Below are 20,891 nucleotides of genomic sequence, written 5' to 3' on the forward strand. Positions count from 1 at the left end.
ACCCCGGGAAGCCCCGGACTGCGATGCGCCACCAAAAGAACCGCTGGATGCGCTACCCGTACCCTTTTTTCCGAACATCGGTTTGTCCCGTTACTCGCTTCGAGGAAGCGTCACTTCTTTTTCAGTTTCGCAAGCATGCCCTTCAGGCCTGATTTCTGCTTCTCCTTGACCACACCGCGACCCGTCACGAGATGCGCGATATTCGACAGACTGGAGACGATCGGATTGGCGGCATCGGTCTCGGCCAGCATGCGGCCGTTGTTGGACGCCGTCCCGAACAGTTGCGCGTCGAAGGGAATGACCGCGATCGGTTCGAGATCGAGAGGATCGGCAAAATCGGACACCGCGATCTCGGGGCGCTTCGGCATGCCGACCTGGTTGAGAATAAGCCGCGGCGCAGCGTCGTTCGGACGCAGCTTGCGCAGCGTGTCTATGATGTTCTTGGCGTTGCGCAGATTCGCCAGTTCCGGCGAGGCCACGATGACGACCTCATCGGCCTGTTCCAGCGTCCGGCGCGTCCAGCCGTTCCAGACATGCGGAACGTCGAGCACGACATAGGGCGCGGTGCGCTGGGCGACGTCGAGCAACTGCGAAAAGGCGTCGGGATCGAAATCATAGACCTTGTCGAGCATCGACGGAGCGGCGAGCAGAGACAGATGCTCGGCGCAGGTGGCGAGCAGCCGGTCGAGATAGACCTCGTCGATGCGATCCGACGAGAACACGGCCTCGGCAATACCCTGGGCCGGATCCTGGTCGAAATTGATATTCGCGGTACCGAAGGGCAGGTCCATGTCGGCGATCAAAACTTCCGCCTGGAAGAGCGTCGAGACGGCCCAGGACACGTTGTGCGCGATGGTCGACGATCCGACGCCGCCCTTGGCGCCGATAAAGGCGACCGACCGGCCGAGCGGTTCGGCATCCGGGTCGATGAACAGCGTCGAGACGACATTCATCATTTCCGCGATCGTGACCGGCGCGACGATGTATTCCGAAATGCCGTTCTTGATCAGTTCGCGATAGAGCGTGACATCGTTGTGATGACCGATGATCACGACCTTGGTGTTGGGATCGCAAACCTCGGCAAGATCGTTCAAGCCCTTGAACAGGATGTCCGGCGTCGCCGAGCATTCCAGGATGATGAGGTTCGGCGTCGGCGCGGACTGGTAAAACTCGACGGCAGCGGGAATGCCGCCCATATAGACCCGGGTCTGCGCCTTGGCCATGCGGCGATCCTCGCCCATGCGGCCGATCGGTGCGGCAACACCCTCGGTTTCGCAGAAGGCCTGGACCGAGATGCGCGGGACGGGCCGCACGTCGTTGAGCGCAGCGATATCGCCCGGATCAACCGCGGGCTGGTCGCCGAAGTCCTCGTCATAAGCAACGTCTGACATGCTTCTCTTCCCCGCTTAGTAGCTAACCTCGGACGGCGCGCCACGAGGACCCTTCTGATAGTCCTGGATAACGGCAGCCCGCTCGGTTGCATCGATCTGGCTCGACTGGCGCGGTCCCATCAGGTCAACCGGATTGGCGATGATCGCCGCCAGGTTCGCCTGCGAGGAGCAGCCAAAGTCGTGGTAATTCTTGTTTTCCGCGGTCTCGGTCAGGTCCGCAGGCCACGTGCCGCAGCGCCCCGTCGACGCGGTGACGCCGTTGTAGGACAGTCGCACGGCTGCCGCCGAACCATGGGCACTTGCGTCATATTGCTGGACGACCACCCGGTTGCGCGACGCGCCGCCCTTGGAGATCGCCGCCAGGATCTGCCCCTCGACCGTCTTTGCCGCATATTCGTTCGGCGAGCCGACCGGCATGATCAGGAACATCGTCCCGGTGCCCGAGTCGGCAAAGCCCGCCGCGAAAGCGCGGATGTTGGAGCGAACCGAAAGGTTCAGCTCCCGGGCTCCGGAGGCGACCGGAACATCAAGCGTGTGTTCCTTTTCGCTCAGCACGATCGGATGGCGGGTGCGGTAGTCATCGGGAATGGCGCCGACCTGGACCGGATCCCGGCCGATGGAGCCGCAGCCTGCGATGACGGTCGCCATAACCAACAACCCTGCAGAGTTTACATAGGCTTTGAAACGCATCGGACCCCACTCCTATTTGTAAATGAATCCGACGACGCCGTAGTAACGGCCATCGGGAAGATCTTTCTCAACAGTGCCGTAGATCCGGTTAACGCGGCCGAGAAGGTTGCCTGTCCGGTCGCTCGCCGGGGTGAAATTGTCCGTCGGCAGCGCCAGCTTGTTCGGCGGCGTGGCGCGCACGAGATAGGGCGTCACGGTGATGACGAGCTCGGATTCGTTGTGGACGAAGTCGCGGCTGCGGAACAAGGTGCCGAGCACCGGAACCTTGGAGAGACCGGGGAAGCCGCTGACCACCTGGCGCACATCGTCATTGATGAGGCCGGCAATCATCATCGCGCCGCCGGAGGGCAGCTCGACGGTGGTGTCGGCGAGGCGCTTGCGGATCGACAGGACATTTGCTTCCAGACCGTTGGCGGCACCGATGGAAACCGGAACGGTGCCAGAGACGGTCGGTTCGGAGACCGAAGTGCGGATCTTGAGGCTGATGCGTCCCGGTCCGAGTACGACCGGCGTGAACTCGAGCCCGATGCCGTAGTCCAGAGTCTGGATATCGAAGGTGCTGCCGCCATTGTCGCCGGCGGTCGCCCCCTTGATGATGTTGTATTCGCCGCCGACCTTGAACACGGCTTTTTCGCCCGAGATGGCAGTCAAGGTCGGGGTCGCAAGGGTCTTCATCACACCGGCCTCTTCCATCGCGCGGAAGTAGGCGTCGAGCTGGAGACCGGCAAGCGAGCCGCCGAGATTGAACCCCGTATTGCTCAGCGGCTTGCCGAGCGCGCCGGCGATGCCTTCGGAGATGCCCTGGAAGGATATGCCGTGATCGCCGGTGCGGCTGCCGATCAGGTTGACGCCAAGCTGCTTCATGACGGAGCGCTGCACTTCGGCAACGGTCACCTTCAGCGTGACCTGGTCGCCGCCGACGATGTCGAGCATGTTGACGATCTTGCTGTTGCCGCGGCGGAAGAAAAAGGAGAAGGCATCGGAGGTCGCATCGCCGCCCTTGACGAATATCTCGGCGAGCTGGTTCGCCTTCGCGGCGTCCTGCGGTGTCTGCACGGTGCCGCTCAACACGATGTTATCGTTGATGATTTCGGACTTGATGTCGGAATCGGGGATGAAGCGGGCAAGGTAGCGGTCAAGGCCCGTGACATCGCGCTCGATGCGCAGATCGAGGCTGACCACCTGCTTGCCGGCCTTGTCGAAGATGAAGATATTGGTCTCGCCGACCTTCTTGCCGAACAGATAGATGCGCCGCGCCGTGCGGGTGACCGCATCGGCGACTTCCGGATTGGCAACCAGGATGTCATGCGCATCGACCGGCAGGTCGAGCACGATCGACTTGTTGAGGCCAAGCGACACGCGCTCGGTGCCGCGGCTCTCGCGGCCGATCTCGATGATGTTGCTGTTGTTGGTGCCGACGGTGCTGTCCTGGTCCGCCGCCGCGGCTGGAACCACGGCAAGCGGCGTGGCCGCAACCATCGCGGTGACCGCCGTTGCGGAAATCATGGCCTTGAAGAAACGCTTGGCAATCATGCCCGGAAAACTCCGCTCGGAGATATTGGCGCGGTTGCGAAAGATATGGGCGTTCATTGCGTTTGAACCTCGCTGCGCTTGCCGGACTTGATGATGGTAACCGCACCGCCACTGGCGCCACCGGTCAAAAGATGGTCGGCTTCGCCAGAATCGTCGGCGTTGGGATCGACGTCACGGACGGACCGCAGCGCCAGTGTCAGCCGATCGGCCATCTGCTGGGCGACCGTGATGATCTCGGCCTGTTTCGGCGTCAGCTGCAGGGTGGCGGTCTGACCGACCTGGACGAGATGGCCCTGTTCATCCTCGCGAATCGTCTGGTCGATCGCCAGCACGCGGATGTTCTTGAGGATCGTCTCGGTGACATAGGAGCCGGCGCGATCCGGTGGACGGGTCGTCATGATGACGTCGACATAGTCGTCGGGAAGGATAAAGCCACCGGCCGACGTGTCGGCCGCGATCTGGGTGGCGACGGCGCGCTTGCCCGAGGGCAGGATCGAGGACATGAAGCTCTGGTCGGGGCCGAGGAGCTTGATCGGACGGATCGGCTCGCCCTGGGAGATCGTTGAGCGGACGACGGAACCGCGCAGTTCGTCGACTGCGTTGGGGCGCAGCGAGCGCGTTATGTAATCGGGCGAAAGCGCCGAGACGGGCCACTCCTGCCAGCGCAACTGGCCGTCGATGGCCGAGCCGGTGTTCAGGTTTTCGCTGGCGACCAGGACTTCGTCCAATTCGATCGCCGGCTTGGTCTCAGCGACCTGCGGCGCCTCCGCGGGCGGCGGAGCAACCATGTTCATGGCCATGTAACCGGCACCGCCTGCGGCGATGATCGCTACGCCAAGGATGATGATACGCTTCGACATGATGGCACCCACTTTCGGGACAAGTTCCGAACCTCGTGGGAGCATGTTTCGTTCGCAAAGGTGTAATTAGGGTTAATAAGCCCGTAATTTTCATGCTTAATAAAGCTTAAATGCAATCTATCTGCCCTAGGGTGACCTCGCGGTCACGCTGCGAGCTGGCCAAGAACCCAGACCATTGCGGGCGATTCCGGAAAGGCGATCAGCCCGCCAATCGCCAGAGCGACGCCATAGGGGACGTCCTTTTCATCGATCATGCGGCGCAGGATCGGCACCTCGCCGGCATAGACGGCTAAGGACGATTTGCGGAAGAAGACCAGGAAAAGCGTGAACGCGCCGCCGACGATCGTCGCCCAGAGGAGATAGTCGAGAAGCGGCGGGCCGAAGCCCATCCACAGGCTGGTCGAGGCGAGCAGCTTGGCGTCGCCGCCGCCCATCGTACCGGTTGCGAACAGCGCGAAGGTGACCGTCAGCACCAGCGCGAAGGCGGCCATATGCATGCCGAAATCCGACCAGGTGAGCCCGATGAAGGGCGCGACGACCATGAAGGTTGCGATCAGGACCAGCGAGATCCGGTTGCCGATCGTCATGGTGAAGACGTCGGACAGGGCCGCGAAGATCATTGAAAAGGGAAACACGACCATGATGACGGCGGCGATCATCGTTTCACTCCACTCGTTACACTGGCTTCCTTGATACGCGGGCAGGCTTAAGATTTGCTAACCGCGCGGGCATGGACCCGGCGCCAAAATGAAAAAGGCCCGTCTCGCGGAGACGGGCCATTTTCGGTTCTTGCATACTGCCCGGGGGCAGCGCGGCATCAGGCGCCGCTGACCTTCGAGCCGATGAAGTCGAACTTGGCGTTCAGGTTCGAGCCGAGCGTGGTTGCGCCGGTGATGATCGCGACAGCGATCAGGGCAGCAATCAGGCCGTATTCAATGGCGGTCGCACCGGACTCGTCTTTCAGAAAACGTGCAAACATGATGAGCTCCTATTTCTCGTTCACAGCACCGCCGTCAACACTCTCTCGGGTATTGATCGGACAGGGGCCAACCTACACGCGGCCTGTTTCCAGCCGCTTAAGGAACAGGGTTGCCAAAGGCTTAAGGCGGGCAAAGCGCCGCCATGGTGAAAAAACGGTAAGACGACGCGCACGAATTCGAGTGAATGAAAGGGGCGGCGAAACGCCCCTTCCGACCGGCCCCGGCCGTGCGGATCAGCCGCCGGCGGTCGCGCCGGGATGGACGACGAAGGCCTTGTAGATATAGCCCTGCCGGCCGTCATAGACGACGGCGCACCAGTGCGGGCAGTCGGGCTGGGTCAGGATCGCGGCGTCATAGGGGACGACGGCGAGCACCGCCGCGTCGTTGTCCGGCCCGGCGCGCAGATTGACCCATTTGGCGGCGCGGCCCGGCTTCAGATCCGAAACCGGCGGGAACGGTTCGGCCGGCGACGCGGTCGCCGAGGCGACGGTGACCGGCACCGCGGCGGGATCGTTGTCCGGTACCTTGAAATCCCTGGCACCCGCGGCGGCGAGACGGCTTTCCATCTCGACGGCCTGCTGCTCCGTCTCGGCGACGGCGACGTCGGTGGCCGGCGACAGGATCGAGGCGGTGCGCGCGGTGTCGACGGAGGGCCGGTCCGGCGCGGTGGCGGCCGGGGCTTCGGACCCGGCGAAGCGGACCGATCCGGCCGGAAGCGCCGGCTGTTCGATGGCGGCGGGCGTCGGGGCGGTTATGGCGGCTACCGGTTCGGCGGCGGATTGTTCGGCTGTGGCGGCGGTCTGCGGCGCGGTTTCCTGCGGCGCCGGGCCTCCGCCGCGCAACAGGACGGGGATAAGAAGCACCAGGGCGGCGACACCGAACAGGGCGACAAGGCCGATGGCGGCGATGCGCCCGGTGCGGTTGCCGTCCGCCGGCCCCGCGGCCGCCGGTCTAGCTGCTGCCGGTCTTTCGGCTGCCGGCCTTCTTGCCGCCGGTCTTCTCGTTACGGATCTTGCCGCCCGGCCACGGTCGGCAGGGCTTGTCGTCTCCCAGGACATGCTACTCATGCACTTAACTCCACGCATTCGCGGCCAGACAGGCGCCGCTCGCAAAAGTTAACTGACACTTAATCCCCGGCCAGAATCAGGCGCGCCGCGGGCGGCCGGGTCACATTCCATGTCGTAAGAGAACCGGGCGTGATCGGGATGCGGAATCCATCTCCCCCCTTGCGGGGGAGAAAGCAAAAACCTGGGCTTGGCGCAGCCAAGTCCTTGGCTTTTGCCAGAGAGGGGGCTTGGCTCGGTGTCCGGTTCCCCCTCTCTTGTGATTTCCAAGGACTTACTCGCTTTGCGTCGTAAGCCCGGGAAATCACTTTCTCCCCCTCCAAGGGGGAGAGTCGGCGCGCGCCATCGGCACCGCGAGCCCCTTTGGCCCCGGCCTTAAGCTCCTCGTTTTCTGGTTCGTAAGCGGCAAGCCGCTATCCGTTGCTCGTCGCTGCCGGGTCCCCACCCCTCACGACGTGTCGCGCCGCTCGAGATCGAGCGCCAGCGCGTGGCACTCGGCGAGAATGTCGTCGACCGCGTGAAACGGCCGCTTGCGGCGGCCCGGCGGCCAGCCGGGACGCATGGGCGAGAAATATTTGGTTCGGTTCAATCCGAGATCGCGCTTCGCTTTCCAGCGGGCGAGACGGCGGGCCTGGCCGTCGAGATCGTCGAGCGCGCGTTTCAGCGCGGCGAGCCGGCGGCAGAGGCGGGTCGCGTCGATCTCGTCGTCGGGCGTGGGGATCCGGATTTCGGGGATCGGGCGCGGCTCGGAAACCCCGATCACGCAGATGCGCGGGAAGGATTTCGCGCGGCGTCTCTTCGGGCGGACATCGAAGCGCTTGCGCGGATCGAGCAGGGGCAAGGCCGGCGCGGAGTTTGCGATTGGCCGTGTAGTCTCACACCGGGCGTCATCCGTGGTCCTCGGGTCAAGCCCGAGGATGACCCGAGGACCCACTCCGTGAAGCCGAATCCTGGCAATGCCATTTGAAATACTAGCCGCATTCTTACCTATCGAGGGCTTCGCGGACTCTCCGGAATGGGTCCTCGGGTCAAGCCCGAGGATGACGGAGGGTGTGGGCTTGCCTGTGGTTGTTGTGGTGGCGGGTTTGCGGGGCACCACAACAACATCAAGGCCGCGCGCGGCGATTATCACCAGCCGCCGGACGGCGGATTCGGCCGCGCGGAGAATGCGCAGGAGATGATTGCGCAGATGCCGCGGCAGGGTGGCCACCGTGTCCCCCTCGCCCAGCCCGGCCATGGCGAACAGCGCCGCGAGAATGCGCAGAAGCGCCTCGCGGTTGCGGGCAATCGCCCTGTCCCAGTTGATCGTGCTTCGTTGCGCATTCGTCATTCGGAAAAGGATACGGGCGGTTTCGGGAAGGTGGATAAGTCGCGGCGGGAATTCGGTGATTGGCCGCCGGGACACCGGATTTGCTGACTGTTTTTGATGGTCGCTTCGCGACGACCCCCACCCGTCCTTCGGACCCCGTCCCCACAAGGGGGAGGGAAGGCACAGGCACCGCCGCTTTCCCCTGCACCATTGTGCCAGGCAAGGCTTCATGCTCGCGACCTCCCTCCCCCTTGTGGGGACGGGGTCCGAAGGACGGGTGGGGGTACTATGAAGGACAGGATACACGCCCCAGACCCGACGGGATTATTCCGTTTGTTTCGGGGCCCTGCGCCGCGTTGACCGCCGGCTTGGCGCGGCGGTATCGTCGCCCGCAAACGGGGCGATCATGGCTGACGAATATGCAATACCGCTGCGCATCAAGGGGCTGGCGCAGCTGTTCCACTCGCTCGACCCCTCGCCCTTCCTCGAACGCGATTTCGACGCCGAGGCGCTGCAATACATCATCGACTGGGCGCAGGACGCGCCGCGCGACGCTGGTTTCGCCATCGTGGTGGACCTGTCGGCGGAAGCCCCGGAGCCGCCGGCCGAACACCTGCTCGCCGACGCGGTGCGCGGCAATTTCTCCTACCGCGCCGACCGCGCCACGCGGGAGCTGCGCGAATTGTTCCGCAGCGGCCGGCGCGCGCTTTTCATCGGCCTGCCGATCCTCGCGGCCTGCCTGGCCGCCAGCCGCGCCATCGGCGGCGGCGCCGGGCCGCTGACGCAATTGCTGGGCGAAAGCCTGCTGATCCTCGGCTGGGTAGCAAACTGGCGGCCGCTGGAAATCTTCCTCTACGACTGGGCGCCGATCGTGCGGCGCCGCGCGCTGTATCGGCGGCTGGCGGCGGCGCGGGTGGAACTGCGGCGGGTGTGAGGGGGCGAAAGCGCGGTAGCGCCGCGCGGTTGCGGGAGGTCGCTAGGCCCCGATTCAGATGCTTTCTTCCGTCCGATGCGTGGACGGGAGAAGGGTAAGGGAGGCTGGAGGGCGGTGGATAAGTTTTTGATGAACTGCTTGGAAACCGGCGATTTGCCGCGAAATCCATCCCACGCGTCGTCATCCTCGGGCTTGACCCGAGGACCCATTCCGTGAAGCCAACACTTAAAGAAGAAATGGCTTGTCCGCCATGCCGCGATTGTCGCCAGTATAGTTATCAACGACTTCTGCGCAGGTGCTTGACCGTAAGGTTTGACAAGTTTTGTAATAGCGTGCTTCCCATTTCATATGAGCGAAGACACCGAATTGCTAAGAGAGATACGCGACCTGCTTAGATTGATAGCGGAGCCTGCACTTGCGGAACGCGATAAGAAGCTGCGCGCCTTGCTTCTACAGATTGTAGGAAAGAGCAAGCGAAAGGCGGACGCAGTCGTACTTATGGATGGTACGCGCACTCAAACAGCGATCTGGAATGAATGCGGGATCGACAGAGGTGATTTGAGCCGCCTCGTCAAAGCTTTGCACGAAGCGGCGCTGATTGGCGCAGACGACATGCCAAAGACAGTGTTCCCGATACCGGCTAATTTTCTCGATATCTTTGGCGACGATAAAAAATGACCGAACCGTCCGACCGCATGCTGACTGTACTAGAGGAAATGCGCGAACTTCTTCGCGTCATTGCCGAACCAGCCATCGCGGAGCGCGATAAAAAACTGCGTGACGAGCTTCGCCTTATCGCGGGAAGTGGAAAGGGTAACAATCCAAAGGCAGTGCTCCTTATGGACGGTACAAGAACCCAGGCGAAAATTGTTGATGAATGCGGTATTCACAAAGGGCAACTCAGCCAACTGGTTAAGGCGCTTAGAGAAGGCGGCCTCTTGAAAGGCGACCCGAAGCAGCCGGAGCTAATGATTTCAATACCCTCAAACTTCTTTGACGAAAACGAGGGGGCGTAATGCACAACTACGACTCGGAGTCGCTTGACCTCCTGCGGAAAATCTATGGCGTACTGGAACTGCTCGCGGAAGATAAAATTGCCGAACGCGACGCCAAACAGCGATCGGCTTTGCGGCAGCTTGCAGGCGCGAGCCTACCGAAAAAGAAGTCGATACTGTTGATGGATGGGACTCGGACGCAAGCCGAGATTCATAGTGAAACATCAATAAACAAAGGTCATCTGAGCACGCTAGTTGGGGCTCTAAACAAAGCCAACTTGCTTACTGGCGACCCGAAGAAGCCAAACTTGGTAATTTCCCTTCCCTCGAACTTCTTTGACGACCATGCAGACGCAAACTGAAGAAAAGCTGCTAGAGGTGCTTGTCGAGATGCGCAACTGGTTACGTATCGCGGTACGGGAGCCTGTAAGAGCAGCCTTGGAAGCGGCCCTTCCTGATGCAAAGTCCCGAGCGGCCTACCAAATGTTCGACGGCAGCTCATCAGTTGAGCAGGTGCGTGTGGCCTGCAAAATGAGCCCCAATGCTGTCGTCGCCCTAGCTGCCCGTTGCACTTCAATCGGATTGATGGAGGCGACACCGGAAAAGAAACGTATCCGCCTGTTTGACCTGAGAGATTTCGATCTCCTAGAGACAGATGAAGCCTCGAAAGCTGGGGGCAAAGAATGAGCGACGATAGGCGCCCGAGGAAAAATAGCATGGAGGTTTCGTCTCAACCTCTTCAAGACGAGCTTGTCGCAATCAAAGACAGACTCAGTGCGATTGAAACCATCCAAAGCATTTCTAATGCAAAAGTAGTAAGGAAGCACGCCGAGGACCATATTAAAAATGAGCATGCAAGAAAAATAATGATTGCTTGCGAGCAACCACGCACAAAAGAATTTCTACAGGAACTTGGCGGCTATAAGAGTAAACAGGCACTCGATCATCACCTGCAGCCCCTAAAGCAAGCTGATTTACTCCTGCGAGAGGTGCAGGAAGATGGTACTATTTTATTTGGTTGGAGTAACCTGTTTCGCGGACTTCAAAAGGCAACGATTAAGTCCATACTGGGTCAAAGCGGTGCTCGGCGCGGGCAAAGGTAGTCGCAATTAAGTGAAAACGTCTCTTGAATACGCAAGTTCGTCCATGCTCTCGGCTGTAAGCGAGGTTAGGCATGCCACCTCTTGAATATTGGTTCACTAGCACAACCGTAACTCTCTGGGTTGCTGTTCTGGCCGCAACGCTCTCACTATGGGTCGCAATCAACGGTGACTGGCAGGCGGCAGTCAGAGAGCAGAGTCGGATTGAGTCTGAGCAGGCTATCAAGAAGTCCCGTGAGGAAACCTTGGGAGCAGTCCTTGCCGTCAGTGGTGATGCGGACCGACTGGCATATACACAGGTCGCTGATCAAGCCCAGTATGAGGCGTGGAAGCAGAAGGCCGACGAATTCTGGAATGCCGCAAAGCGACGCCTGAAGCCTGCTTTGACACCCGCTGAGTTTGCCAACGCGTTCGCGCCCGCCAATCCTTCCGCCTTCATGTTCGGACATGCCCTAAATGACGCACATAACGAATATGTGCGTAGGTTAACCGAACTCGCCGCAAGATTACGGAATATTGCCCTAAAATACGCCTAGCGTACCGCTGCGAGAGCGAGCCTGCTTCGGAGCCATCAAAGCGGGGCGGGATATATGGCGCCTACTCCCTCACCTGCAGAACCTGAATGAACGATTCTTCGAAAGCTAAACCTTGCGCCGTTTTGTTCCACTTCCCCTTGAGTGGGGGGGGGGAAGCTTGGCGGTATTCCATTATCGCTCCGGGCGTTCGAAACGTACGCCGGCGCTTTGTCCCCTCACTTGCAAAAGCTAAGGGCTTAGCTTCGCTAAACCCAAGCTTTTGCTTTCTCTCCCGCAGGGGGAGAGATGGGGAGCTCACTCACCCACCTTCAGCACCTGGATGAACGCCTCCTGCGGGATTTCCACCTTGCCGAACTGGCGCATGCGCTTCTTGCCCTCTTTCTGCTTGTCGAGCAGCTTGCGCTTGCGGGAGACGTCGCCGCCGTAGCATTTGGCGGTCACGTCCTTGCGCATGGCCGAGATGGTCTCGCGCGCGACCACCTTGCCGCCGATGGCCGCCTGGATCGGGATCTTGAACATGTGGCGCGGGATCAGGTCCTTCAGCTTCTCGCACATGAGCCGGCCGCGCTTTTCGGCCGCGGCGCGGTGGACCAGCATGGAGAGCGCGTCGACCGGCTCCTCGTTGACGAGGATGGACATCTTGACGAGATCGCCCTCGCGGTAGCCCGCGAGCGTGTAGTCGAAGGACGCGTAGCCCTTGGAGATCGATTTCAGCCGGTCGTAGAAATCGAACACGACCTCGTTGAGCGGCAATTCGTAGGTGACCATGGCCCGGTTGCCGACATAGGAGAGGTCGGTCTGGATGCCGCGGCGCTCCTGGCAGAGCTGCAGGATCGAGCCGAGATACTCGTCCGGCGTCAGGATCGTCGCCTTGATCCACGGCTCCTCGATCGAGGCGATGCGGACCACGTCCGGCATGTCGGCCGGGTTGTGCAGCTCGATCGTGGTGCCGTCCGTCATGTTCATGCGGTAGACGACCGACGGCGCGGTGGCGATCAGATCGAGATCGAATTCGCGGCTGAGGCGCTCCTGGATGATCTCCAGGTGCAAGAGGCCCAAAAAGCCGCAGCGGAAGCCGAAGCCGAGCGCGGCGGAGGTTTCCATCTCGTAGGAAAACGACGCGTCGTTGAGGCGCAGCCGGCCGATGGCGGCGCGCAGATCCTCGAAATCGGCGGCGTCGACCGGGAACAACCCGCAGAAGACCACCGGCTGGGCCGGCTTGAAGCCCGGCAGGGCGGTGTCGCAGGGGCGCTTGTCCTCGGTGATGGTGTCGCCGACGCGGGTGTCGGCGACTTCCTTGATCGACGCTGTGATGACGCCGAGCTCGCCGGGGCCGAGTTCGGGCACGACGACCAGCTTGGGCGTCAAGACGCCGACGCGGTCGACCGGGTATCTGGCGCCGGTGCCGATCATGCGGATGGTCTGGCCCTTTTTCATGACGCCGTCGATGACGCGGACCAGCACGATGACGCCGAGATAGGCGTCGTACCAGCTATCGACCAGCATGGCCTTGAGCGGCTTGTCCGGGTCGCCTTCCTTGGGCGGCGGCAGCTTGTTGACGATCGCCTCCAGCACCTCGTCGACGCCCTGCCCGGTCTTGGCCGAGATCAGCAGCGCGTCGGAGGCGTCGAGGCCGATGACCTCCTCGATCTGCTCCTTGACGCGCTCGGGCTCGGCGGCGGGCAGGTCGGCCTTGTTGAGGACGGTGACGATCTCGTGGTCGGCGTCGATGGCCTGGTAGACATTGGCCAGCGTCTGCGCCTCGACGCCCTGGGAGGCGTCGACGACGAGGAGCGAACCCTCGCAGGCGCGCAAGCTCCGCGAGACCTCGTAGGCGAAGTCGACATGGCCGGGGGTGTCGATCAGGTTGAGGACGTAATGCTGGCCGTCGCGCGCGTCATATTCGAGGCGCACGGTGTTGGCCTTGATGGTGATGCCGCGCTCGCGCTCGATGTCCATCGTGTCGAGCACCTGTTCCTTCATCTCGCGCTGCTCGAGCGAGCCGGTCATCTGGATCAGCCGGTCGGCGAGCGTCGACTTGCCGTGGTCGATATGGGCGACGATAGAGAAATTGCGGATGTTCTTGAGTGGTGTCTGCGTCATGGCGCCCATATAGGCGCAAACGGGGCCGCCTGAAAGCGGGATTTTCGGGGCGGGCCGGAGATGCGGCGCGGGCGGCCGGGCGCAGGCATACCGCCAACGCATGACCGTCAATTCACCGGAAGGCGTATGGCCGCCGGGACGGCGCCGGCCGGGCCCGCGCCGGGCAGGAGCAGACCGTTGATTTCGCGGCGGAATTCCGGGCCCGCGCAGTTGTTCCATGCCGCAAACCGGCGGAAATCATGCCGGCCTGGCCGTGACGGGTCCTTTCAACCGAAATTTACCTTTCCGTATTTCCGTTTTCCCGGATTTGTTTTACTATTCAAGTTTTATATTGCAGATTTTACATCCATCAAATGGATTAATTCTTCTGTCTTACAAATATGTAAAGTTCCGTTGCTTGATCGCCCGGTTCACGAGCCGTTAACTGCGACCGGCGCCGGCACGGCGTCACAGGGTAAAAGGGAAAGGGACCGCTATGAAGAAGACCATTCTTGCAACGGCCGCAGTGCTCGCGATGAGCGGAACCGCCATGGCGGGATCGCTTGTCGACATCAACCAGCTGGGCGTCGACAATGTCGCCAGTTCCGCCCAGCTCACCGGCAATGGCAACGAGGCCCATATCCGGCAGGCCGGAGACCAGAACAGATCGATCAGCAAACAGGACGGTTCGGGCAACTATCTGAGAGTGCGCCAGTCGACCAGCCACAACGCGGTCGGCGACGCCTCCGCCAACACCGAGCTGAGCCAGACCGGCAAGAACAACGAGGCCTATGTCGACCAGATGGGCGGCGACTTCAACAAGGTGAAGAAAGCCGTCCAGATCGGGGACGACAACTCCCTCAAGGTCAAGCAGGACGGCACGGCGAACCTCGTCGCGGACACCCGCCAGGACGGCAAGAGAAACGCCATCGTCATCAAGCAGAACGACGACCAGAACGAAGTGCGCAAGGCCGTCCAGGACGGCAATGACAACACGCTCAACGTCACCCAGGCCAGCTACAAGAACCTGGTCACGACCGCCGAGTCGCACGGCAACGGCAACGCCATCAACGTCAAGCAGAACGGCAGCTGGAACGGCCAGGGCAACAATCTGAACGGAACGATCTCCGGCATGCCCGTGACGGAAGCGAATTTCAGCCTGCACGGCGCGACGCGCCAGGCGTCCACGGTCGTCCAGAACGGCAATTCCAACACCGCGAAGATCAACGAGAACGGCTTCGGCCAGTCCTTCGAGATCTATCAGGGCTTCGGCGGCAACACGTCGACGGGCTCAACCGTGGTGCTGACCCAGAACGACGCCGTCAACTACGCCTATGCGCAGCAGACCGGGTCCGACCACACCGCAAACATCACCCAGGGCGGACATCTCAACCGGGTGTTCGTGAAACAGGCCAACTAGGCCAGCCGGCGCCGGCCCCGGGTTCCGGGTCCGGCGCTCGTCAGGCAAACCCATGTTGGCCATGATGTCCGGTCCGAACGACAATTCGAAGCACCCGCGAAAGCACCCGTCAACGGCCCGCCGGGCCGGAAAGCGGTTCGGCCGCCGGGCCGCAGCCGGCATCGTGTTCATCGCAAGTCTTACGGGAGGTTCCATGGCCTGGTCGACTGCTCATGCGCAATCTTCCCAGGTGCAGTTGCGGTGCGACGCGCGCATCGAACCGGCCGGCGACAGTCTGAACATCTACGGCTATGTGCAGACCGACCAGCCGACGACCGTCGACTACACGATGACGGTCACCACGATCGCGGCGGCGAATATCGGCTCGACGGAGCAGAGCGGGACGATCTCGCTTGCGCCGAACGAAGCGCAGCGGACGTCGCAGGTCACCGTCAATGTCCGCAAGGGCGGCTACTACGAGGCCGAATTGTCCGCGAAGGAACGCCTGACCGGCAACACCTGCACCTCGAAAGCGACAAGCCAGGGCTAGTTCCAGGAGCAACCGATGCGCAAACGCCCGATCGCCATACCGACAATGATCGCCATCCTGGCGGGATGTCAGGGCCTGCTTGCGGGATCGCCCGCCCGGGCCAGCGATGACGACAAGCCCTGGGAAGTCCATATCGCGCAGATCGATCCGCAGGCTTCCGAGGCCGACACGCGCGGCCGGACGCCCGTCAGCCAGACCGAGGCCATGCATCTCGATCCGCGGATCGCGACGATGGCCCGCATGGCGGACCGGCTCGCCAAATCCACCGTGGTCCAGAGGGGCAACGGCAACACGGCGGTCAGCAATACGCGCGGGACCAACAACATTACCGGGCAATTCCAGACCGGCTCCCGAAACTACTCCGGCATCGGCATCGACGGTTTCTCGAACAAGGTCGTCACCTTCCAGAACGGCGACAAGGCCTATTCCAGCATCGACGTGATCGGCGGCAACAAGACCATTTACGACATGCAGTTCGGCACCACCCAGCGGGTGAAGGAGCTTCCGTTCACCGGCACCGACAAGGCGAAATACCTCATCATCGATAAGGGCCAGTACGGCGCGTATATCGCGCGCCTGAAATAGGCCGTTCACAGCTCAAGGGAGAGGGATATGCGTATCTGTTTCATGTTTACGGCGTTGCTGCTCGCTTCCGCCTCCACGGCGACAGCCGGCGAACTGACCTACCAGCCGACAGATCCGTCCTTCGGAGGCGATCCGCTGAACTCGTCGCATCTCTACCAGGGCGCCGAAATCGCCAACACGTTCAAGGACAGCAGCCTCAACAGCCTGTTCACTCAGCCGACGGCAGCCGATGAATTCACATCCGCCCTCAAAAGCGCGCTGATCGGCGGCGCGGCATCGCAGGTCACCAACGCCATCTTCACCAAGGGCGCGCCATCCTCCGGCATGTTCTCGCTCGACGGCGCCACGGTTTCCTACAAGACGGTCGGCGCAAACGTGGTCATTACCGTCAATGACGGCGTGTCGACGAACACGCTGACAGTGCCCGTCCCGCCCACCCCTTAAATCCACGCTCGCAAGCAATCCACGAGGAAACCCGCTGATGAAACCGCTGTGCTTGCGCGTGTGCGCCCTGGCGCTGATGCCCGTGCTTCTTGCCGCCTGTGCGACGACAAACGAGCCGTTGATCTCGGCTCCGGCCAAGATGATCGAACCGACTGCGGCAACCGCGCTCGTCGACGACCTGCCGCCGCCGCCGGATCCCGTCTATGTCGCCGTCTACGACTTCCCGGACCTGACCGGCCAGTACAAGCCGGGCTCCAAGTTCGCCGAATATTCCAAGGCGGTGACGCAGGGCGCGGACGCGATCCTGGTCGACGTTCTCCAGAATGCGGGCCACGGCAAGTGGTTCGACGTGGTGGAACGGCGCGGCCTGACCGACATCCTCAAGGAGCGCCAGCTGATCGCCGCGACACGGCAGCAATTCCTCGGCCAGAAGGCGGATCCGCTACCGCCGCTGAATTTTGCCGGGATGTTGTTCGAGGGCGGGATCGTTGCCTATGAGAGCAATGTCGCCACCGGCGGCCTCGGCGCGAAATATCTCGGCATCGGCGCCGACACGCAGTTCCAGGTCGACGTCGTAACCATCAATCTGCGCGCGGTCAGCGTGAAGACCGGCAAGGTGCTGCGCTCCGTGACGACGACGAAGCGGCTCTATTCGACCTCGCTGCACGGTTCGGCCTTCAAATATGTCGGCCTGAACGAATTGCTGGAACTGGAAGCGGGCGTGACGCAGAACCAGCCGGCACAGCTCGCGGTGCGCGAAGCCATCGAATATGCCGTCTACTCCCTGATCGTCGAGGGCGCCGAAAAGGGCCTGTGGTCCTTCGCCGATCAAGCCAAGGGCCAGGAGGTGATGGCGAAGTTCCAGGCGAAACAGGGCGCAATGATGTAACCGCGCACCGCTCGCGATTCGCGACATGCGGGTGAATATCGCCGCGCCCGGGACAACCCGGCTGCTACCATTGGTTTAACCTAGCTTACATCAAAGGGCGTATGCCGGCGAAGGGCTGATTTTAAAAGATAAAATTTTAAAGAGTTTTAAGTACATGATTTTGATCGCATAAATTGGTTTATACACAATCATTTTACTAAAATTATATAATATTGACAAGACATTGAATCTGGTTCGATCGGACATGCGCGATTCGGGCGCATAGACTTCCGTATTAAAGCTCATCCGAAATCTCTTTATTGCAAATTTGTAAATTCCTGCGGTTCGCACAAAAGACTTAAACTTTCCATATCTGTTAACGATCCATAAATATTTCACTTGCTTCCCTGGTTAACCGAACGTTAATTGCAACCGGCGGGCGAATCCCGCTGCCAAATCAATTTTCAGGGAAGGGACAGTTATGAAGAAAACCATTCTAGCAACGGTTGCAGTGCTCGCGATGGGCGGCACCGCATTGGCGGGGTCCGACGTCGATATCGACCAGATCGGTATCGCCAACGTCGCCAGTTCGCTGCAGGTCGGCAGCAACGGCAACAAGGCGCGCATCCTGCAGCAGGGAGACCTGAACAGCTCCATCACCAAGCAGGACGGCTCCGACAACTATCTTCGCGTTCGTCAGACGAGCAATCTCAACGAAGTCGGCAACGATGCGGACAACACCGCGCTTAGCCAGAAGGGCAAGGACAACAAGGCGTATGTCGACCAGTATGGCGGCGACTCCAACGTCGTCTACAAAGCCACCCAGGACGGCAACACCAACACCCTCAAGGTCGACCAGAACGGCTCGGAAAACCTGGTCAAGACCGTTCTGCAGGACGGCAATACCAATAAAGCCAATATCAAGCAGACGGGCGCGCAGAACGAAGTCCGCGACGCCGCCCAGATCGGCAACAACAACAAGCTCAATATCGCGCAGACATTCTACAAGAACCTCGTTGAAAAGGCCGAGTCGAAGGGCAACAGCAACGCGATCAAGATCGACCAGGATGGCGCCTGGAACGGCTTGGGAACCGACTCAAATGGCGGCATCAACGGCATGAGCACGTCGGAAGCCAATTTCGGCCTGCATGGCAGCGCACGCCACGCGTCGCGGGTGATGCAGAACGGCAGCGGCAACACCGCGAATATCGACCAGAACGGCATCTTCCAGGCCTTCGAAATCTACCAGGGTTTCGGCGGCAACTCGTCGACGGGCTCGAAGATCAACCTGACCCAGAACGTTGGCGCCAACTACACCTACGCGCAGCAGACGGGGTCGGCCCACGTCGCGAATATCGCCCAGAGCGGTTCTTTCAACCGCACGTTCGTGAAACAGGACAACTAAGATCCTGAAACCGCTCCCGGGACCGCGCCACAGCGCGGTTCCGGAAATCGCAAACGTGCCGGCCCCGGTCACCGGGTCCGGCATTCCCCGGGAAAATCGGTGTTGGGCATGATGTTTGGTCCGAACGACAATCGAGAGCACCGGCCGGCGGCGCGGCGCGGCGGAAAACGACTCGTCCATGGCGTCTCGTCCGGCATCCCGTTCATCGCTTTTCTCGCAGGAGGCTTGATGACCTGGTCGAATGCGCATGCACAATCCAACCAGGTGCAGATCCTTTGCGACGCGCGCATCGAACGGGTCGGCGACAACCTGGACATCTATGGCTACGTGCAAACGGATCAGCCGGCGACAGTCGATTACACGATGACGGTCACCACGATCGCCGCGGCGAATATCGGCTCGACGACTCAAAGCGGAACCATCTCGCTCAATCCCAACGAGACGAAGCGGACGTCGCAGGTCACCGTCAATGTCCGCAAGGGCGGCTACTACGAAGCGGAATTGTCCGCGAAAGAGCGCCTTACCGGCAACAGTTGCACCTCGAAGGCGACAAGCCAAGGCTAGCTCCAGGAGTTTCACATGCGCATAGGTCGATTCACAAGACTGGCATTCGTTGGCGCCCTGCTGTGCGGCCAAGGCCTTCTCGCGGAAACCGCCGCGCGGGCGGACGACTGGGATTTCGACCAAGTCAATATCAGCCAGATCAATCCGCAAGCCGTACCGCAAGCGCGGATTGGCGGCCGGATTCCGGTCCCCGCCGCCGCGGCGATGCATCTCGATCCGCGGATCGCGACGATGGCCAATATCGCAGACCACCTTGCCGAGACCACGGTCGTGCAGAGGGGCAACGGCAACACGGCGACGAGCAACACGCAGGGAACCGGCAACATCACCGGGCAGTTCCAGACCGGATCCGGCAACTTCTCCGACATCGGCATCGACGGTTTCTCGAACAAGGTCGTCACCTTCCAGAACGGCAACAAGGCCTATTCGGACATCGACGTGATCGGCGGCAACAAGACCATCTATCACATGCAGTTCGGCGCCACCCAGCGGGTGAAGGAATTGCCGTTCAAGGGCACCGACAAAGAGAAATATCTCATCATCGATAAGGGCCGGTACGGCGCGTATATCGCGCGCGTCAAATAGGTCCGTTCACAGCTCAAGGGAGAGAGGGATATGCGTATCTGTTCCATGTTTGCGGCGTTGCTGCTCGTTTCCGGCTCGGCCGCGCAAGCGGGCGAACTGACCTACCAGCCGACGAATCCATCCTTCGGCGGCGATCCGCTGAACTCGTCGCATCTCTACCAGGGCGCCGAGATCGCCAACACGTTCAAGGACAGCAGCCTCGACAGCCTGTTCACGCAACCGTCGGCGGCAGACGAGTTCGCCTCGGCCCTGCAGAGCGCGCTGATCGGCGGCGCCGCATCGCAAATCACCGACGCCATCTTCAACAACGGCGCGCCGTCTTCCGGCACGTTCACTCTGGACGGCGCGACGGTGACCTACAACACGGTCGGCGGCAACGTCATCGTCAACATCAATGACGGCGTCTCGACCAACACGCTGACCATTCCGGTCCCGTAAACCACGCCCGCGGGCAACAATAACAAAGGGGACCTTTCATGAAATCGCTATGCTTGCGCATGTGCGTTCTGGCCGCGCCGATTTTTCTGGCCGCCTGCGCGACGACGAACGAGCCGCTCATATCCGCTCCGGCAACGACGATCGAACCGACGGCGGTGACCTCGCTGGTCAACGACCTGCCGCCGCCGCCCGACCCGGTCTATGTCGCCGTCTACGACTTCCCGGACCTGACCGGCCAGTACAAGCCGGGCTCCAAGTTCGCCGAATATTCCAAGGCGGTGACGCAGGGCGCGGACGCGATCCTGGTCGACGTTCTCCAGAATGCGGGCCACGGCAAGTGGTTCGACGTGGTGGAACGGCGCGGCCTGACCGACATCCTCAAGGAGCGCCAGCTGATCGCCGCGACACGGCAGCAGTTCCTCGGCGCGAACGCGCAACCGCTTCCGCCGCTGACTTTCGCCGGGATGCTGTTCGCGGGCGGAATCGTCGCCTATGAGAGCAATGTCGCCACCGGCGGCCTCGGCGCGAAATATCTCGGCATCGGCGCCGACACGCAGTTCCAGGTCGACGTCGTAACCA

Annotated in this window: 27 protein-coding genes; 18 read left to right on the forward strand and 9 right to left on the reverse strand. The window is 61.4% G+C overall.

The window, feature by feature from the left end:
* Window positions 1-110 precede the first annotated feature (110 nt).
* The 8 genes from IG169_RS19025 to IG169_RS24110 form a co-directional block, all read right to left on the reverse strand.
* Window positions 111-1,391, reverse strand: a complete 1,281-nt coding sequence (locus tag IG169_RS19025) for a CpaE/TadZ family protein (protein WP_193177844.1) — start codon at window positions 1,389-1,391, stop codon at window positions 111-113.
* 15 nt (window positions 1,392-1,406) lie between these two features.
* Window positions 1,407-2,039, reverse strand: coding sequence for a CpaD family pilus assembly protein (locus tag IG169_RS19030; RefSeq protein ID WP_246717456.1), 633 nt, complete (start codon window positions 2,037-2,039; stop codon window positions 1,407-1,409).
* A 54-nt stretch (window positions 2,040-2,093) separates the two neighbouring features.
* Complete coding sequence (locus IG169_RS19035) at window positions 2,094-3,587, reverse strand: type II and III secretion system protein family protein (protein WP_428982270.1); 1,494 nt, start codon at window positions 3,585-3,587, stop codon at window positions 2,094-2,096.
* 80 nt (window positions 3,588-3,667) lie between these two features.
* A complete protein-coding gene (cpaB, locus tag IG169_RS19040; protein ID WP_193177867.1) occupies window positions 3,668-4,477 on the reverse strand; it encodes a Flp pilus assembly protein CpaB in 810 nt (269 codons plus the stop codon).
* 140 nt (window positions 4,478-4,617) lie between these two features.
* Window positions 4,618-5,133 (reverse strand): A24 family peptidase, encoded by a 516-nt coding sequence (locus IG169_RS19045; RefSeq protein ID WP_193177846.1) that lies wholly within the window; start codon window positions 5,131-5,133, stop codon window positions 4,618-4,620.
* A gap of 158 nt (window positions 5,134-5,291) precedes the next feature.
* Window positions 5,292-5,453: a Flp family type IVb pilin gene (locus IG169_RS19050; RefSeq protein ID WP_193177847.1), complete on the reverse strand. Its 162-nt coding sequence runs from the start codon at window positions 5,451-5,453 to the stop codon at window positions 5,292-5,294.
* A gap of 234 nt (window positions 5,454-5,687) precedes the next feature.
* Window positions 5,688-6,521 (reverse strand): SH3 domain-containing protein, encoded by an 834-nt coding sequence (locus IG169_RS19055; protein WP_193177848.1) that lies wholly within the window; start codon window positions 6,519-6,521, stop codon window positions 5,688-5,690.
* 445 nt (window positions 6,522-6,966) lie between these two features.
* On the reverse strand, window positions 6,967-7,359 hold the full coding sequence (locus IG169_RS24110) for a hypothetical protein (RefSeq protein ID WP_246717458.1): 393 nt from the start codon (window positions 7,357-7,359) through the stop codon (window positions 6,967-6,969).
* Window positions 7,360-7,533: 174 nt separating this feature from the next.
* Here IG169_RS24110 and IG169_RS24115 point away from each other — a divergent pair, with 174 nt between their 5' ends.
* The 8 genes from IG169_RS24115 (at window position 7,534) to IG169_RS19095 (ending at window position 11,392) form a co-directional block, all read left to right on the forward strand.
* Window positions 7,534-7,935, forward strand: a complete 402-nt coding sequence (locus tag IG169_RS24115) for a hypothetical protein (RefSeq protein WP_246717459.1) — start codon at window positions 7,534-7,536, stop codon at window positions 7,933-7,935.
* Between the two features lie 298 nt (window positions 7,936-8,233).
* Window positions 8,234-8,761 (forward strand): hypothetical protein, encoded by a 528-nt coding sequence (locus IG169_RS19065; RefSeq protein ID WP_193177849.1) that lies wholly within the window; start codon window positions 8,234-8,236, stop codon window positions 8,759-8,761.
* A gap of 348 nt (window positions 8,762-9,109) precedes the next feature.
* Window positions 9,110-9,439, forward strand: coding sequence for a hypothetical protein (locus IG169_RS19070; RefSeq protein ID WP_193177850.1), 330 nt, complete (start codon window positions 9,110-9,112; stop codon window positions 9,437-9,439).
* Entirely contained in the window at window positions 9,436-9,777 is a 342-nt protein-coding gene (locus IG169_RS19075; RefSeq protein WP_193177851.1) for a MarR family transcriptional regulator, read from the forward strand. Before IG169_RS19070 ends, IG169_RS19075 begins: the two co-directional genes overlap by 4 nt.
* On the forward strand, window positions 9,777-10,118 hold the full coding sequence (locus IG169_RS19080) for a hypothetical protein (RefSeq protein ID WP_193177852.1): 342 nt from the start codon (window positions 9,777-9,779) through the stop codon (window positions 10,116-10,118). Before IG169_RS19075 ends, IG169_RS19080 begins: the two co-directional genes overlap by 1 nt.
* Entirely contained in the window at window positions 10,102-10,443 is a 342-nt protein-coding gene (locus tag IG169_RS19085) for a hypothetical protein (RefSeq protein WP_193177853.1), read from the forward strand. Before IG169_RS19080 ends, IG169_RS19085 begins: the two co-directional genes overlap by 17 nt.
* Window positions 10,444-10,472: 29 nt before the next feature.
* Entirely contained in the window at window positions 10,473-10,859 is a 387-nt protein-coding gene (locus IG169_RS19090; protein ID WP_193177854.1) for a hypothetical protein, read from the forward strand.
* 71 nt (window positions 10,860-10,930) lie between these two features.
* Window positions 10,931-11,392 (forward strand): hypothetical protein, encoded by a 462-nt coding sequence (locus tag IG169_RS19095; RefSeq protein ID WP_193177855.1) that lies wholly within the window; start codon window positions 10,931-10,933, stop codon window positions 11,390-11,392.
* A gap of 294 nt (window positions 11,393-11,686) precedes the next feature.
* Here IG169_RS19095 and lepA read toward each other — a convergent pair whose 3' ends face one another.
* Window positions 11,687-13,495: a translation elongation factor 4 gene (lepA, locus tag IG169_RS19100; protein ID WP_193177856.1), complete on the reverse strand. Its 1,809-nt coding sequence runs from the start codon at window positions 13,493-13,495 to the stop codon at window positions 11,687-11,689.
* A gap of 475 nt (window positions 13,496-13,970) precedes the next feature.
* Between lepA and IG169_RS19105 the strand changes: the two genes are divergently transcribed.
* From IG169_RS19105 to IG169_RS19150, 10 genes are all read left to right on the forward strand, one after another.
* Window positions 13,971-14,894 carry a hypothetical protein gene (locus IG169_RS19105; protein WP_193177857.1) on the forward strand — a complete coding sequence of 308 codons (924 nt, stop codon included), beginning with the start codon at window positions 13,971-13,973 and terminating at the stop codon, window positions 14,892-14,894.
* Between the two features lie 193 nt (window positions 14,895-15,087).
* Complete coding sequence (gene csgH / locus IG169_RS19110; protein ID WP_193177858.1) at window positions 15,088-15,423, forward strand: curli-like amyloid fiber formation chaperone CsgH; 336 nt, start codon at window positions 15,088-15,090, stop codon at window positions 15,421-15,423.
* Window positions 15,424-15,438: 15 nt separating this feature from the next.
* Window positions 15,439-16,008 (forward strand): hypothetical protein, encoded by a 570-nt coding sequence (locus IG169_RS19115; protein WP_193177859.1) that lies wholly within the window; start codon window positions 15,439-15,441, stop codon window positions 16,006-16,008.
* Between the two features lie 27 nt (window positions 16,009-16,035).
* The gene (locus IG169_RS19120; RefSeq protein ID WP_193177860.1) at window positions 16,036-16,452 is read left to right on the forward strand and encodes a curli assembly protein CsgF; all 417 of its coding nucleotides are present in this window, start codon (window positions 16,036-16,038) and stop codon (window positions 16,450-16,452) included.
* A gap of 37 nt (window positions 16,453-16,489) precedes the next feature.
* Complete coding sequence (locus IG169_RS19125) at window positions 16,490-17,341, forward strand: CsgG/HfaB family protein (RefSeq protein WP_193177861.1); 852 nt, start codon at window positions 16,490-16,492, stop codon at window positions 17,339-17,341.
* Between the two features lie 460 nt (window positions 17,342-17,801).
* Complete coding sequence (locus IG169_RS19130) at window positions 17,802-18,725, forward strand: hypothetical protein (protein ID WP_193177862.1); 924 nt, start codon at window positions 17,802-17,804, stop codon at window positions 18,723-18,725.
* 108 nt (window positions 18,726-18,833) lie between these two features.
* Window positions 18,834-19,289 carry a curli-like amyloid fiber formation chaperone CsgH gene (gene csgH / locus IG169_RS19135; protein ID WP_193177863.1) on the forward strand — a complete coding sequence of 152 codons (456 nt, stop codon included), beginning with the start codon at window positions 18,834-18,836 and terminating at the stop codon, window positions 19,287-19,289.
* 15 nt (window positions 19,290-19,304) lie between these two features.
* Window positions 19,305-19,874, forward strand: a complete 570-nt coding sequence (locus IG169_RS19140; RefSeq protein ID WP_193177864.1) for a hypothetical protein — start codon at window positions 19,305-19,307, stop codon at window positions 19,872-19,874.
* A gap of 30 nt (window positions 19,875-19,904) precedes the next feature.
* Window positions 19,905-20,312 carry a curli assembly protein CsgF gene (locus tag IG169_RS19145; RefSeq protein ID WP_193177865.1) on the forward strand — a complete coding sequence of 136 codons (408 nt, stop codon included), beginning with the start codon at window positions 19,905-19,907 and terminating at the stop codon, window positions 20,310-20,312.
* 38 nt (window positions 20,313-20,350) lie between these two features.
* A partial coding sequence (locus tag IG169_RS19150; RefSeq protein ID WP_281435949.1) for a CsgG/HfaB family protein occupies window positions 20,351-20,891 on the forward strand: 541 nt, incomplete at its 3' end.

This window comes from Oricola nitratireducens (assembly GCF_014904745.1).
Taxonomy (GTDB): Bacteria; Pseudomonadota; Alphaproteobacteria; order Rhizobiales; family Rhizobiaceae; genus Oricola; species Oricola nitratireducens.

Bases quoted from the DNA above. Each gene is read 5' to 3' on its own strand.
- IG169_RS19090 (WP_193177854.1), top strand. From the start codon at position 10,473: ATGGAGGTTTCGTCTCAACCTCTTCAAGACGAGCTTGTCGCAATCAAA.
- IG169_RS19075 (WP_193177851.1), top strand. From the start codon at position 9,436: ATGACCGAACCGTCCGACCGCATGCTGACTGTACTAGAGGAAATGCGC.
- IG169_RS19130 (WP_193177862.1), top strand. From the start codon at position 17,802: ATGAAGAAAACCATTCTAGCAACGGTTGCAGTGCTCGCGATGGGCGGC.
- IG169_RS19085 (WP_193177853.1), top strand. From the start codon at position 10,102: ATGCAGACGCAAACTGAAGAAAAGCTGCTAGAGGTGCTTGTCGAGATG.
- IG169_RS19050 (WP_193177847.1), bottom strand. From the start codon at position 5,453: ATGTTTGCACGTTTTCTGAAAGACGAGTCCGGTGCGACCGCCATTGAA.
- IG169_RS19070 (WP_193177850.1), top strand. From the start codon at position 9,110: ATGAGCGAAGACACCGAATTGCTAAGAGAGATACGCGACCTGCTTAGA.
- IG169_RS19095 (WP_193177855.1), top strand. From the start codon at position 10,931: ATGCCACCTCTTGAATATTGGTTCACTAGCACAACCGTAACTCTCTGG.
- IG169_RS19140 (WP_193177864.1), top strand. From the start codon at position 19,305: ATGCGCATAGGTCGATTCACAAGACTGGCATTCGTTGGCGCCCTGCTG.
- IG169_RS19080 (WP_193177852.1), top strand. From the start codon at position 9,777: ATGCACAACTACGACTCGGAGTCGCTTGACCTCCTGCGGAAAATCTAT.
- IG169_RS19065 (WP_193177849.1), top strand. From the start codon at position 8,234: ATGGCTGACGAATATGCAATACCGCTGCGCATCAAGGGGCTGGCGCAG.
- IG169_RS19145 (WP_193177865.1), top strand. From the start codon at position 19,905: ATGCGTATCTGTTCCATGTTTGCGGCGTTGCTGCTCGTTTCCGGCTCG.
- lepA (WP_193177856.1), bottom strand. From the start codon at position 13,495: ATGACGCAGACACCACTCAAGAACATCCGCAATTTCTCTATCGTCGCC.
- IG169_RS19045 (WP_193177846.1), bottom strand. From the start codon at position 5,133: ATGATCGCCGCCGTCATCATGGTCGTGTTTCCCTTTTCAATGATCTTC.
- csgH (WP_193177858.1), top strand. From the start codon at position 15,088: ATGGCCTGGTCGACTGCTCATGCGCAATCTTCCCAGGTGCAGTTGCGG.
- IG169_RS19115 (WP_193177859.1), top strand. From the start codon at position 15,439: ATGCGCAAACGCCCGATCGCCATACCGACAATGATCGCCATCCTGGCG.
- IG169_RS19030 (WP_246717456.1), bottom strand. From the start codon at position 2,039: ATGGCGACCGTCATCGCAGGCTGCGGCTCCATCGGCCGGGATCCGGTC.
- IG169_RS19025 (WP_193177844.1), bottom strand. From the start codon at position 1,391: ATGTCAGACGTTGCTTATGACGAGGACTTCGGCGACCAGCCCGCGGTT.
- IG169_RS19055 (WP_193177848.1), bottom strand. From the start codon at position 6,521: ATGAGTAGCATGTCCTGGGAGACGACAAGCCCTGCCGACCGTGGCCGG.
- IG169_RS19120 (WP_193177860.1), top strand. From the start codon at position 16,036: ATGCGTATCTGTTTCATGTTTACGGCGTTGCTGCTCGCTTCCGCCTCC.
- IG169_RS19125 (WP_193177861.1), top strand. From the start codon at position 16,490: ATGAAACCGCTGTGCTTGCGCGTGTGCGCCCTGGCGCTGATGCCCGTG.
- IG169_RS19035 (WP_428982270.1), bottom strand. From the start codon at position 3,587: ATGATTTCCGCAACGGCGGTCACCGCGATGGTTGCGGCCACGCCGCTT.
- IG169_RS24115 (WP_246717459.1), top strand. From the start codon at position 7,534: ATGGGTCCTCGGGTCAAGCCCGAGGATGACGGAGGGTGTGGGCTTGCC.
- csgH (WP_193177863.1), top strand. From the start codon at position 18,834: ATGATGTTTGGTCCGAACGACAATCGAGAGCACCGGCCGGCGGCGCGG.
- IG169_RS19105 (WP_193177857.1), top strand. From the start codon at position 13,971: ATGAAGAAGACCATTCTTGCAACGGCCGCAGTGCTCGCGATGAGCGGA.